This window comes from Pseudomonas sp. IT-232MI5 (assembly GCF_949767845.1).
Taxonomy (GTDB): domain Bacteria; phylum Pseudomonadota; class Gammaproteobacteria; order Pseudomonadales; family Pseudomonadaceae; genus Aquipseudomonas.
Genome location: NZ_CATKQE010000055.1, coordinates 444,661 through 458,024, shown reverse-complemented (window position 1 = coordinate 458,024; position 13,364 = coordinate 444,661). Strand labels below are relative to the sequence as shown.

Annotated in this window: 10 protein-coding genes; 9 read left to right on the top strand and 1 reads right to left on the bottom strand. The window is 60.2% G+C overall.

What is annotated here, in order from left to right; all coding sequences use genetic code 11:
- Positions 1 to 35 precede the first annotated feature (35 nt).
- The 8 genes from mreB (at position 36) to tldD (ending at position 11,313) form a co-directional block, all read left to right on the top strand.
- Positions 36 to 1,073, top strand: coding sequence for a rod shape-determining protein MreB (mreB, locus tag ACM6JQ_RS23020; RefSeq protein WP_002555108.1), 1,038 nt, complete (start codon positions 36 to 38; stop codon positions 1,071 to 1,073).
- A 141-nt stretch (positions 1,074 to 1,214) separates the two neighbouring features.
- Entirely contained in the window at positions 1,215 to 2,357 is a 1,143-nt protein-coding gene (mreC, locus tag ACM6JQ_RS23015; RefSeq protein WP_081498748.1) for a rod shape-determining protein MreC, read from the top strand.
- The gene (mreD, locus tag ACM6JQ_RS23010; protein WP_077571118.1) at positions 2,357 to 2,848 is read left to right on the top strand and encodes a rod shape-determining protein MreD; all 492 of its coding nucleotides are present in this window, start codon (positions 2,357 to 2,359) and stop codon (positions 2,846 to 2,848) included. The genes mreC and mreD overlap by 1 nt, the downstream gene beginning before the upstream one ends.
- A 37-nt stretch (positions 2,849 to 2,885) precedes the next feature.
- On the top strand, positions 2,886 to 3,482 hold the full coding sequence (locus tag ACM6JQ_RS23005; RefSeq protein ID WP_414894719.1) for a Maf family protein: 597 nt from the start codon (positions 2,886 to 2,888) through the stop codon (positions 3,480 to 3,482).
- A gap of 58 nt (positions 3,483 to 3,540) precedes the next feature.
- On the top strand, positions 3,541 to 4,998 hold the full coding sequence (gene rng / locus ACM6JQ_RS23000; RefSeq protein WP_007915369.1) for a ribonuclease G: 1,458 nt from the start codon (positions 3,541 to 3,543) through the stop codon (positions 4,996 to 4,998).
- Positions 4,999 to 5,073: 75 nt separating this feature from the next.
- Positions 5,074 to 8,880, top strand: a complete 3,807-nt coding sequence (locus tag ACM6JQ_RS22995) for a YhdP family protein (RefSeq protein WP_414894718.1) — start codon at positions 5,074 to 5,076, stop codon at positions 8,878 to 8,880.
- 125 nt (positions 8,881 to 9,005) lie between these two features.
- Positions 9,006 to 9,866, top strand: coding sequence for a carbon-nitrogen hydrolase family protein (locus ACM6JQ_RS22990; RefSeq protein WP_414894717.1), 861 nt, complete (start codon positions 9,006 to 9,008; stop codon positions 9,864 to 9,866).
- 4 nt (positions 9,867 to 9,870) lie between these two features.
- Positions 9,871 to 11,313, top strand: coding sequence for a metalloprotease TldD (gene tldD, locus ACM6JQ_RS22985; RefSeq protein ID WP_007915374.1), 1,443 nt, complete (start codon positions 9,871 to 9,873; stop codon positions 11,311 to 11,313).
- A gap of 51 nt (positions 11,314 to 11,364) precedes the next feature.
- Here the strand turns inward: tldD and yjgA are convergent, their stop codons facing one another.
- Entirely contained in the window at positions 11,365 to 11,889 is a 525-nt protein-coding gene (yjgA, locus tag ACM6JQ_RS22980) for a ribosome biogenesis factor YjgA (protein ID WP_007915377.1), read from the bottom strand.
- Between the two features lie 108 nt (positions 11,890 to 11,997).
- Here yjgA and pmbA point away from each other — a divergent pair, with 108 nt between their 5' ends.
- A complete protein-coding gene (gene pmbA / locus ACM6JQ_RS22975) occupies positions 11,998 to 13,344 on the top strand; it encodes a metalloprotease PmbA (protein ID WP_095112677.1) in 1,347 nt (448 codons plus the stop codon).
- Positions 13,345 to 13,364: the final 20 nt, after the last annotated feature.

The window sequence follows — 13,364 nt, the reverse complement described above, 5'->3', positions numbered from 1 at the left end:
TTTTTTACCCACGCGTTGCCTAGGGTCCCTTTCCCATGTTCAAGAAACTGCGTGGCATGTTTTCCAGCGATCTTTCCATTGACCTGGGCACTGCCAACACCCTTATTTACGTGCGCGAGCGCGGTATCGTCCTGAATGAGCCATCGGTTGTGGCCATTCGGACACACGGTAACCAGAAAAGTGTCGTTGCTGTCGGCACCGAGGCCAAGCGCATGCTCGGCCGTACGCCGGGCAACATTGCTGCCATTCGTCCGATGAAGGACGGCGTGATCGCCGACTTCAGCGTCTGCGAAAAGATGCTGCAATACTTTATTAACAAGGTTCACGAAAACAGCTTTCTGCAGCCTAGCCCTCGTGTGCTGATCTGCGTTCCATGCAAATCCACTCAGGTTGAGCGTCGTGCCATCCGTGAATCGGCCCTCGGTGCCGGTGCCCGTGAAGTGTTCCTGATCGAAGAGCCGATGGCTGCTGCGATCGGTGCCGGCCTGCCGGTCGAAGAAGCACGCGGTTCGATGGTCGTGGATATCGGTGGTGGTACCACTGAAATCGCGCTGATCTCCCTGAACGGTGTGGTCTATGCCGAATCCGTGCGCGTTGGCGGCGACCGCTTCGACGAAGCGATCATCACCTACGTGCGTCGTAACTACGGCAGCCTGATCGGTGAATCCACCGCTGAGCGCATCAAGCAGGAAATCGGCACGGCCTACCCGGGCGGCGAAGTTCGCGAAGTCGACGTTCGCGGTCGCAACCTGGCCGAAGGCGTTCCACGCGCATTCACCCTGAACTCCAACGAAGTGCTGGAAGCTCTGCAAGAGTCTCTGGCTACCATCGTTCAGGCCGTGAAAAGCGCGCTGGAGCAATCGCCGCCGGAACTGGCTTCCGACATCGCCGAGCGTGGCCTGGTGCTGACCGGTGGTGGCGCGCTGCTGCGTGATCTCGACAAGTTGCTGGCCCAGGAAACCGGTCTGCCAGTCATCGTTGCCGAAGATCCGCTGACCTGTGTTGCTCGCGGCGGTGGCCGTGCATTGGAAATGATGGATAAGCACACCATGGATCTGCTCTCGAGCGAATAAGTCGCCGAGTGCAATACGTGGGTGAGCGCGCAGGCAGCACTTTGCAGTGCTGCCTGTTGGCGTTTATCTTCTGTCAGTCTTCATCCAGGCCGGTTTGATGCCGTATGAATAAACAGAACATTTGCCTGGGAGGAGCGGCTTATTAAACCGCTTTTCGCCAAAGGCCCTTCGTTGGGTGTGCGCCTGTTGGTGCTGGCCGTGCTGTCGGTCGCGCTGATGGTGGTCGATGCCCGCTTCGACTTGCTCAAGCCCGCGCGCAAACAAGCGTCGCTGGTGTTGATGGACGCCTACTGGATTACCGACCTGCCCGGACGGCTCTGGGAAGGGATTGCCAGTCAATTCGGCAGTCGCACCGAACTGGTCGCCGAAAACGAAAAACTCAAGACCGAAAACCTGCTGTATCAGGGTCGCATGCAGAAGCTTGCCGCCCTTACCGAGCAGAACGTTCGGCTGCGCGAGTTGCTCAATTCCTCTGCGCTGGTCAATGAAAAGGTCGAAGTGGCCGAGTTGATCGGCATGGACCCCAACCCTTTCACTCATCGCATCATCATCAATAAAGGTGAGCGTGATGGCGTGGTGCTGGGGCAGCCGGTGCTCGATGCACGCGGTCTGATGGGGCAAGTGGTCGAGTTGATGCCTTACACCTCCCGTGTATTGTTGTTGACCGACACCACTCACAGCATTCCTGTGCAGGTGAACCGCAACGGTCTGCGGGCGATTGCCAGTGGCACCGGCAACCCGGAGCGTCTGGAGTTGCGTCACGTCGCTGACACGGCCGATATCAAAGAGGGCGATCTGCTGGTCAGCTCCGGCCTTGGCCAGCGCTTCCCGGCCGGTTACCCGGTCGCCACGGTGAAGGAAGTGATCCACGATTCCGGCCAGCCGTTCGCGATTGTCCGCGCCGTGCCGACTGCCGCACTCAACCGCAGCCGTTACCTGTTGTTGGTATTCAGCGACAACCGCACCGCCGAAGAGCGCGCCAACGATGCCGCGCAAGCGCAGGAAAATCTTGATGCCTTTGGCGGTGGTCCGATTATTCCGGCCACTGTGCCGAAGTCCGTGACTGTGCCTGCGGCGGCTGCTCCGACGCCCGCAACACCTGCCGCACCGACCGCTGCAGCCAGCGCCACACCGGCCAAACCCGCTGCCAGTAAACCGCCTGCGCCTGCTAAACCACCGGCAGCTACGCCGGCGGCAACCAAACCTCCAGCTGCCCAGCCTGCTGCGCGACCTGCGGTCAAACCGCCTGTCAGTGCACCGGCGACAACCGGGAGACAAGAATAATGGTCGGGGCTACCGCATCGCGAAACGGCTGGATTGTCTGGCTGACGTTTCTCATCGGCATGTTGCTCAGCGTCTCGCCGTTGCCGCAATTCATGGAAATTCTGCGTCCGCTGTGGCTGGCGCTGCTCCTGACATTCTGGGCACTGTACATGCCGCAAACGGTCGGCATGGTCACAGCGTTTTGCCTCGGACTGGCTGAAGATGTGCTCTACGGCACGCTGCTTGGGCAGAACGCATTGATCCTGACACTGATCACCTTCCTCGTGCTCTCATTGCAACAACGCCTGCGAATGTTCCCGATGTGGCAGCAATGCCTGGTAATTCTGGTGATTTTCGGCCTCGCGCAGCTGGTGCAATTGTGGCTCAGCGCGTTGACCGGTAATCGTCAGCCGACCCTGGCGCTGGTACTTCCGGCGCTGGTCAGTGCCTTGCTCTGGCCTTGGGTCAGCTTTGCCCTACGCGGATTGCGCCGACGCTACAAAATCAATTGAGCCGGTGAAGCAGGGCACTGAACAGGGAGATGTTTTGATGAAGCCGCTTTACCTCGCCTCCGGATCGCCGCGTCGCCGTGAATTGCTCACGCAGATCGGCGTTCCGTTTTCCGCCATCAGTGCGGATATCGACGAAACCCCATTACCCGAAGAATCGCCGTCGGCCTATGTCGAGCGCTTGGCGCGCGGCAAGGCCGAGGCCGGGCGCCGTAGCGTCGTGTCTGCTCAGCCATTCTGCGTGCTGGGTGCCGACACCGCCGTGGTGCTGAACGGCAAAATTCTTAGCAAACCGGTGGACGAAGCCGACGCATGCGCCATGCTGATGATGTTGTCCGGCAAGGAGCATGAAGTGCTGACCGCCATCGCTGTGCTCGAAGACGAGCGCTGCGAGTCGCGGGTGGTGCGCAGTCTGGTGCGGTTTCGCCCGATCAGCAGTGAAGAAGCCGCCGCCTATTGGGCCAGTGGCGAGCCACGGGACAAGGCCGGCGGTTATGGCATTCAGGGGCTCGGCGCGGTGTTTGTCGCCGGCCTCAATGGCAGTTACTCGGCTGTGGTCGGGTTGCCTGTTTGCGAAACCGCAGAACTGTTAGGCCATTTCGGCATACCCTGTTGGCAAAACCTGAACGCGCAATGAGCGTCGTACGAATCCAGATGCGGCCATTATCGTGAACATGCCTGAACGAGATCCTGCCATGAGTGAAGAGATTCTGATCAACATCACGCCGATGGAATCGCGCGTGGCGGTGGTCGAAAACGGTGTGCTGCAAGAAGTCCACGTTGAGCGCACGCAAAAACGCGGGATCGTCGGCAACATCTATAAAGGCAAGATTGTTCGGGTATTGCCGGGCATGCAGGCCGCATTCGTCGACATCGGTCTGGATCGCGCGGCGTTCATTCACGCTGCCGAAATCTCCCTGCGCGAAGGCCCTGCGGTGGAAAGCATCAGCGCGCTGGTGCACGAGGGCCAAAGTCTTGTGGTGCAGGTCACCAAGGACCCGATTGGCTCCAAAGGCGCGCGCTTGACCACACAACTGTCGATCCCGTCGCGCTATCTGGTGTACATGCCGCGTACTGCCCACGTCGGCATTTCCCTGAAAATCGAAGACGAAGCCGAGCGTGAGCGCCTCAAACAGGTGGTCAGCGATTGCGTGGCCAAAGAAGGCATCAAAGAGGCGGGCGGTTTCATTCTGCGCACCGCCGCAGAAGGTGCTGGCGCCGACGAAATACTCATGGACATCCGATATCTGCGTCGCCTGTGGGATCAGATCAACGAGCAGATCAAAACCATCGCCGCACCGAGCGTAATTTACGAAGACCTCGGTCTGGCGTTGCGTACCCTGCGTGATCTGGTCAACCCGAAAATCGAGAAGATTCGCATCGATTCCCGGGAAACGTTCCAGAAAACCACGCAGTTCGTTGCCGAATTGATGCCGGAAATCGCCGATCGTCTGGAACATTACCCGGGTGAACGGCCGATTTTCGACCTGTACGGCGTCGAAGACGAAATCCAGAAAGCCCTCGAACGCAAGGTGCCGCTGAAATCCGGCGGCTATCTGGTGGTGGATCCGGCAGAAGCCATGACCACCATCGATGTAAACACTGGCGCTTTCGTCGGTCATCGCAACCTCGAAGAAACCATCTTCAAGACCAATCTCGAAGCGGCCACCGCCATTGCCCGGCAAATGCGCCTGCGCAATCTGGGCGGGATCATCATCATCGACTTCATCGACATGGAAGATGAAGAACACCAGCGCCAGGTGCTGCGCACGTTGGAAAAACAGCTGGAGCGTGACCACGCCAAGACCAACATCATCGGCATCACCGAGTTGGGTCTGGTGCAGATGACCCGCAAGCGCACCCGCGAAAGTCTCGAGCAAGTGCTATGCGAGCCGTGCAGCAGTTGTCAGGGGCGCGGCAAACTGAAAACCGCGGAAACCATCTGTTACGAGATTTTCCGCGAGATCCTCCGTGAAGCGCGGGCCTATCAGGCCGAGGGTTATCGGGTGCTGGCGAACCAGAAAGTGGTCGATCGCCTGCTTGACGAAGAATCCGGTAACGTCGCTGAACTTGAAGGGTTTATCGGGCGCACCATACGCTTCCAGGTGGAAACCATGTATTCCCAGGAACAATATGACGTGGTGTTGCTCTGATCCCCTGCGTCACGTTTATTCCACCGCGGCTGGCCTCAGCTTTTCGCAGTATTTTTGCCATGGGAGCCATCTGACATGGAGCGTCTGACACGCATTCTGGCCGCACTCACCCGCTGGGGGCTGGGCCTGTGCGCGTTGGTTCTGGTGTTGATGGCGTTGTACGTCAGTCTTGGCCGTGAGCTGACCCCGCTGGTGGCCGAATATCGCGCCGACATCGAGGACAAGGCCAGCGCCGCCCTTGGCATGCCGTTGCAGATTGGTGAACTGGAAGGGAACTGGAGCGGTTTTGCGCCGATCCTGCTGGCTCATGACGTGATGGTCGGGGCCGGTACCAATGCATTGCGTCTTGATCACGTGCGGGTAGTGCCGGATTTGTGGGCCAGTCTGTTGGCTCGCGAGGTGCGCATTGCCCACCTGGAACTCAATGGTCTGAAGATCAGCCTGAAAGAGGCCGAAGACGGCAGTTGGGCACTGGAAGGCTTGCCGGTGCAGAACGATCAGCCGCTCGATCCGCAGCAGTTGTTCAATCGCTCGCAGATGATTCAACAACTGTCGGTGCTCGACAGTCAGGTGACTTTGCAGCCGCAGGATCACGCGCCGCTGACGCTCACCTATGTCGGCCTCAATCTGAAAACCGGCGCCAGCCGCCAGCGGCTCGATGCCCGTCTGACCCTGCCGGACGGCCAGCCCGTTGCGCTGAGCCTGCGTACGCGAATTCGTCCTGATCAATGGCAGGACAGTGTGGTGGAGGGTTACGCCAGCCTGCCGCAGAGCGATTGGTCGAAGTGGCTGCCGGAGCGTCTGACCCAACAATGGAATTTTTCCGAGATCAAGGCCGGCGGTGAGCTCTGGGTCAATTGGGCCAAGGGCACGCTGCAAAGTGCAGCGCTCCGTTTGAACGCGCCGCAACTGACCGGCGCCTATGCCGATCGCAAGCCGATCCAGATCAATAATCTGGCGCTGAATGCCTACTACGAGAACAGTGTCGAGGGCGCGACTCTCACCCTCGATTCGCTGGCGATGAATTTCGCTGAAAAACGTTGGGAGTCGCATGTACAGCTCAAGCAGACGCGCGCGACCGACAAGGTGGACGAGCTCTGGCACTTGCAGGCGGATCGTCTCGATCTGACCCCGATCACGCCACTGCTGAATGCGTTGGGGCCGTTACCGCAAGGTTTCGCTACGGCCGTTGATCATTTGAAAGTCACCGGTGGTCTGCGCAATGTGCTGCTGGATTTTCGCCCCAACGCTACCGACGGCAACAAATTCAGTTTCGCCACCAACCTGGATAACGTCGGTTTCGACGCCTATCACGGCGCTCCGGCAGCACGAAACGTCAGCGGCAGCCTCAGCGGCAACCTCGACGGTGGCGAACTGCGCATGGACAGCAAGGATTTTGTCCTGCACCTCGACCCGATTTTCGCCAAGCCATGGCAGTACCTTCAGGCCAACGCCCGTCTGACCTGGAAACTCGATAAAGACGGTTTCACCCTGATCGCTCCGTACCTGAAGGTGCTCGGCGAAGAGGGCAAGATTGCCGGCGACTTCCTGATTCGCCTGCATTTCGACCATAGCCAGGAAGACTACATGGACCTGCGGGTCGGTCTGGTCGAGGGCGATGGTCGCTACACGGCCAAATACCTGCCCGAAGTCTTGAGCCCGGCGCTCGACGAGTGGCTGCGTACAGCAATCCTCAAAGGTGCAGTCGACCAGGGTTTCTTCCAGTATCAGGGCTCGCTGAGCAAGAATGCCGGTGAGGCCGACCGCAGCATCAGTCTGTTCTTCAAAGTGCATGACGCTGAACTGGCCTTCCAGCCGGGCTGGCCGCACGTCAGCAAGGTCAGTGGTGACGTGTTCATCGAAGACAGTGGCGTGCGGATCTGGGCTGACAAGGGGCAGTTGCTCGACACTCAGGTCAGCGATGTGTTCGTCAATATCCCGCATGTGCCGGCTGGACAACACACGCACATGTATCTCGATGGCGGCTTTGCCGGCGGCCTCGGTGATGGACTGAAAATTCTTCAGGACGCACCGATCGGCACAGGTGAAACCTTTGCCGGTTGGGAAGGGGCCGGGGATCTGCAAGGCAAGCTCAAGCTCGATATCCCGCTGGACAAGGGTGGCGACCAGCCGAAAATCCTCGTCGACTTCAAAACCGCCAATGGGCGCCTGAAGCTGGCTGAGCCGAAGCTGGAGCTGACTCAGCTCAAGGGCGATTTCCGCTTTGACAGCGCCAAAGGGCTGAGCGGGCAGAACATCGCCGCGCGCGCATTCGACAAACCGGTGACTGCGCAGATCTTCGCCGATGGCAGTCCCGGCAAGCTCAAGACTCGGGTGGCGGCATCCGGGCAGGTCGAAGTGAAGAAACTCACCGACTGGTTGGGTGTCACGCAGCCATTGCCAGTGTCGGGGGTGATTCCGTATCAACTGCAGTTGAATCTGGATGGCGCCGACAGTCAGTTGATGGTCAGCTCCAATCTCAAAGGCGTTGCCGTGGATCTGCCGGCACCGTTCGGCATGACGGCGGATGTCGGGCGCGATACCGTGTTCCGCATGACATTGCAGGGGCAGGAACGGCGTTATTGGGTCAATTACGACCAATTGGCCAACTTCACCTTTGCGGCACCGCCGACCAATTTCGCCGAGGGCCGTGGCGAGCTGTTCCTCGGTGCCGGCGAAGCAGTGCTGCCGGGCGCCAAGGGTTTGCGGATTCGCGGTGTGCTCTCGGAACTGGACGTCGCACCGTGGCAGGACCTGGTCAACAAATATGCCGGGCAGGATCCGGGCGGCAGCGCCAAGCAATTACTCAACAGTGCTGATTTCAAGGTCGGCAAGCTCACCGCATTCGGGACCACGCTGGATCAGGCGTCGGTACAGCTCAACCGCAAGCCGGGCGCGTGGAATCTGGCGCTCGACAGCCAGCAGGCGAAAGGCTCGGCCAGTCTGCCGGACGCCAAGGGCGTGCCGATCGCGGTCAATCTGCAATACGTGAAACTGCCGGCGCCGGACCCGACGGTGCAGGCTGACGAGAATTCGCCGGACCCTTTGGTCTCTGTCGATCCGACGAAGATTCCGGCACTGGATATCACCATCAATCAACTGTTCCTCGGCCCGGATCTGGTCGGCGGCTGGTCGCTCAAGGTGCGTCCGACCGCCAAAGGCATCGCCCTGAACAACCTCGACATGGGTCTAAAAGGCATCCTGTTGCAGGGCAATGGTGGCTGGGAAGGTGCGCCGGGTGCGACCAACAGTTGGTTCAAAGGTCGCATTGGTGGCAAGAACCTCGCCGACGTCCTCAAGGGCTGGGGTTTTGCCCCGAGCGTAACCAGCGAAGAATTCCACATGGACGTCGATGGCCGTTGGCCGGGCTCGCCGGCGTGGCTGGCGACCAAGCGTTTCTCCGGCACGCTTGATGCGTCGCTGAACAAAGGCCAGTTCGTTGAAGTGGAGGGCGGCGCGCAGGCGTTGCGGGTGTTCGGCCTGCTCAACTTCAACTCTATCGGCCGGCGTTTGCGTCTGGACTTCTCTGATCTGTTCGGCAAAGGCTTGAGCTACGACCGGGTCAAAGGTTTGCTGGTGGCAAACAACGGTGTGTATGTCACCCGCGAGCCGATTCGCCTGACCGGTCCTTCCAGCAACCTTGAGCTGGACGGTACGCTGGATCTGGTCGGCGACAAGGTCGATGCCAAGTTGCTGGTAACGTTGCCGGTGACCAACAACCTGCCGATTGCTGCGCTGATCGTTGGCGCACCAGCGGTTGGCGGTGCGTTGTTCCTTATCGACAAGTTGATCGGTGACCGCGTGGCGCGCTTCGCCAGTGTGAAGTACACCGTCAAAGGCCCTTGGAAAGAGCCGAAAATCACCTTCGACAAGCCTTTTTAACTAGCAGACACTACGCCTTGGTAGGAGCTGCCGAAGGCTGCGATCTTTTGTTTTAAGAGTCAGATCAAAAGATCGCAGCCTGCGGCAGCTCCTACAGATTTATGTGCAGATTCCGAGGAGCGGCCATGTCTTTAGCGGTAATTCAAATGGTCAGCCAAAGCGACGTGCTGGCCAATCTGGCTCAGGCCCGACGCCTGCTCGAACAGGCTGCTGCTGGCGGCGCGAAGCTGGCGGTGCTGCCGGAAAACTTCGCCGCCATGGGCCGTCGCGACATCGCTGACATCGGCCGCGCCGAAGCATTGGGCGAAGGACCGATCCTGCCATGGTTGAAACAGACCGCCCGCGACCTCAAGTTATGGATAGTGGCCGGCACCTTGCCGTTGCCGCCGGTGGATCAACCGACGGCCAAGGCCAATGCCTGCTCGCTGCTGGTCGATGATCAGGGTGAAATCGTTGCACGCTATGACAAGTTGCATCTGTTCGACGTCGATGTGGCGGACAATCGCGGCCGTTACCGCGAATCCGATGACTATGCTTATGGCAGTGGCGTGGTGGTTGCCGATACGCCGGTGGGCCGACTTGGTCTGACCGTGTGTTACGACTTGCGCTTTCCCGAGCTTTACAGCGAGTTGCGCGCCGCCGGTGCCGAGTTGATTACCGCACCGTCGGCCTTTACTGCGGTAACCGGAGCAGCGCATTGGGATGTGCTGATTCGCGCCCGGGCCATCGAGACCCAGTGTTATGTGCTGGCCGCAGCGCAGGGCGGGAGCCATCCAGGACCGCGAGAAACCTTCGGTCATGCGGCGATTATCGATCCGTGGGGGCGCGTGCTGGCGAGTCAGGATCAAGGCGAAGCGGTGTTGTTGGCCGAACGCGACAGTATTGAACAAGCGTCCATCAGGGCGCGAATGCCGGTGGTGAGCCATCGGCGGTTTTTCTCGCAGGGCGCACAGCGGCCTGCTTCAGAACACGAATTTAAGGCGTAAACCTATGAGCGAGTTGTTGTCCTCAGTCAGTGATCACCTGTTGGCGCCCGGTGGCGTGACGATCGAGAGCCTGCAAGGCGTGCTCGGTGATCTGGCCGGTCCTGGTATCGATGCGGCCGACCTGTATTTCCAGGGCCAGATCTCCGAGTCGTGGGCGCTGGAAGACGGCATCGTCAAGGAAGGCAGCTTCAACCTGGACCAGGGTGTGGGCGTGCGTGCGCAGTCCGGTGAGAAAACCGGTTTTGCCTACAGCAACGCGATCACCCTCGAAGCGCTCGGCGCAGCGGCCCGTGCCGCGCGTTCGATCTCCCGGGCCGGGCAGAACGGCACGGTGCAGGCGTTCACCACGCAGGATGTCGCACAGTTATACGCGCCGGATAACCCGTTGGAAGTGCTGACTCGTGCCGAGAAAGTCGAGCTGCTCAAGCGCATCGATGTGGCTACCCGTGCCCTCGACCCGCGTATCCAGCAAGTCAGCGTCAGCATGGCCGGTGTCTGGGAACGCATTCTGGTGGCATCCACCGACGGCGGCCTGGCGGCGGATGTGCGGCCACTGGTGCGTTTCAACGTCAGCGTCATCGTTGAGCAGAATGGTCGTCGCGAGCGCGGCGGGCATGGCGGCGGCGGGCGTACCGACTATCGTTATTTCCTCGCCGAAGACCGCGCCATGGGCTATGCCCGTGAAGCGCTGCGCCAGGCGCTGGTAAATCTGGAAGCGATTCCGGCGCCGGCCGGTACGTTGCCGGTTGTGTTGGGTTCGGGCTGGTCTGGCGTGCTGCTGCACGAAGCGGTCGGCCACGGTCTGGAGGGTGACTTCAACCGCAAGGGCAGCTCGGCGTACAGCGGTCGCATGGGTGAAATGGTTGCCTCGAAGCTTTGCACCATCGTCGATGACGGCACCTTGAGCGGCCGTCGCGGTTCGCTGAGCGTCGACGACGAAGGCACGCCGACCGAGTGCACCACGCTGATCGAAAATGGCGTACTGAAAGGCTACATGCAGGACAAACTCAATGCGCGCTTGATGGGCGTTGCTCGCACCGGTAACGGTCGTCGGGAGTCCTATGCGCATCTGCCGATGCCGCGCATGACCAACACGTACATGCTCGGCGGCGAAAGCGATCCGGCAGAAATCATCGCCTCTGTGAAGAAGGGCATCTACTGCGCCAACCTTGGCGGTGGTCAGGTCGACATCACCAGCGGCAAGTTCGTGTTCTCCACCAGCGAGGCGTACCTGATCGAAGACGGCAAGATCACCGCGCCAGTCAAAGGCGCGACGTTGATCGGCAACGGCCCCGAGGCGATGAGCCGGGTGTCGATGGTCGGTAACGATCTGGCGCTGGACAGCGGTGTGGGCACGTGCGGCAAGGATGGGCAATCGGTGCCGGTAGGTGTGGGTCAGCCGACGCTGAAAATCGATGCGATCACCGTGGGTGGCACGGGCGCATAAGAAGAGGTGGAGCTTCGGGTGGCGCGCAGGGCGGCCACCCGGTGGCGAATATCAACGCAGGCCGCGTTGAGTCTCGTCCAGCTCACGGATGTACTTGAAGATCTTGCGGCTGGAAGCAGGAGGTTTGTTTTGCGCAACCTCATGCTGAGCCTGACGGATCAGGGAACGCAGTTGCTGGCGATCGGCGTCCGGGTACTCGACGACGAATTTCTCCAGCACGGCATCGTCGCCTGCAATCAGGCGATCACGCCAGCGTTCCAGGTTATGGAAACGCTCGTTGTACTGACGAGTCGAGGCATCGAGTTGATCGAGCAAGGTCAGAATCGCGTCAGTGTCCTGATCGCGCATCAGTTTGCCGATGAACTGCAAGTGCCGTTTACGCGCGATGTTCGCGGTGTGCTTGGGCGCATCGGCCAGAGCCCGGCGCATAGCGTCGGTCAGCGGCAGTTTTGCGATCAAGTCTGGCTTGAGTGTTGTCAGGCGCTCGCCGAGGTCAACCAGAGCATGCAGCTCGCGTTTGACCTGAGATTTGCTTTTTTCTCCCGTATCGAGGGAGTCGTCGTAAGAATCAACCATGGTGGCAGTCCGCAAAGAAACGCCGCCATGATAACCAGTCGGGGGCCGCTTGTCCGGCCCGGTCGCTCGATGACCCCAGCCGAAAGCAGAATTTGAGTGGAGATGAGCATGAGTGCAGTTGAAAGCGTCGGCCCGCAGGCATTGCCGGCACTGCAAGAACAAGTCGAGCAGATCATCGCCGAAGCCAAGCGTCAGGGCGCCAGTGCCTGTGAAGTAGCGGTGTCGCTGGAGCAGGGCCTGTCGACGTCGGTGCGCCAGCGCGAAGTCGAAACCGTTGAATTCAACCGCGATCAGGGCTTTGGCATCACGCTGTACGTGGGCCAGCGCAAAGGCTCGGCCAGCACCTCGGCAACCGGCCCGGATGCGATTCGCGAGACCGTCGCAGCGGCACTGGCCATCGCCAAACACACCTCCGAAGACGAAGCCTCGGGTCTCGCCGATGCGGCGTTGATGGCCAAGGAGCAGCACGATTTCGATTTGTTCCACGAATGGGACATCACCCCGGAGCAGGCCATCGAGAAGGCCCTGCTCTGTGAAGCAGCGGCCTTCGACGCCGATGCGCGGATCAAGAACGCAGACGGCACTACCCTGAGCACCCATCAGGGCTGCCGCGTTTACGGCAACAGCCACGGCTTTATCGGCGGTTATGCGTCGACCCGACACAGCCTGAGCTGCGTGATGATCGCTGAGGCCGACGGCCAGATGCAGCGTGATTACTGGTACGACGTGAACCGTCAGGGCAGTCTTCTGGCCGATCCGGTGAGCATCGGCCAGCGTGCCGCGCAACGGGCGGCGAGCCGCTTGGGCGCGCGCCCGGTACCGACTTGCGAGGTGCCGGTGCTGTTTTCCGCAGAGCTGGCGGGCGGTTTGTTCGGCAGTTTCCTCTCGGCGGTTTCGGGCGGCAGTCTGTATCGCAAGTCGTCGTTCCTTGAAGGCACCCTGGGGCAGAAGTTGTTTCCGGAGTGGCTGACCATTGATGAGCGTCCGCACCTGATGCGCGCAATGGGCAGTGCTTCGTACGACGGTGATGGTCTGGCGACGTATGCCAAACCGTTCGTCGAAAAGGGCGAGTTGGTGTCGTACATCCTCGGCACGTACTCCGGGCGCAAACTCGGCATGCCAAGCACGGCGAACGCTGGTGGGGTGCATAACCTGTTCGTTACCCATGGTGATGAAGACCAGGCGGCGCTGCTGAAGCGTATGGGGCGTGGCTTGTTGGTTACTGAATTGATGGGCCATGGCCTGAACATGGTCACCGGCGACTATTCGCGCGGGGCGGCAGGCTTCTGGGTTGAAAACGGCGAAATCCAGTTCGCCGTGCAGGAAGTGACGATCGCCGGCAACATGCGCGACATGTTCAAGCAGATCGTTGCGGTGGGTAATGACCTGGAACTGCGTAGCAACATCCGCACCGGCTCTGTGTTGATCGAGCGGATGACGGTGGCGGGCAGCTAAACCCCATTCGTCAGAACTAA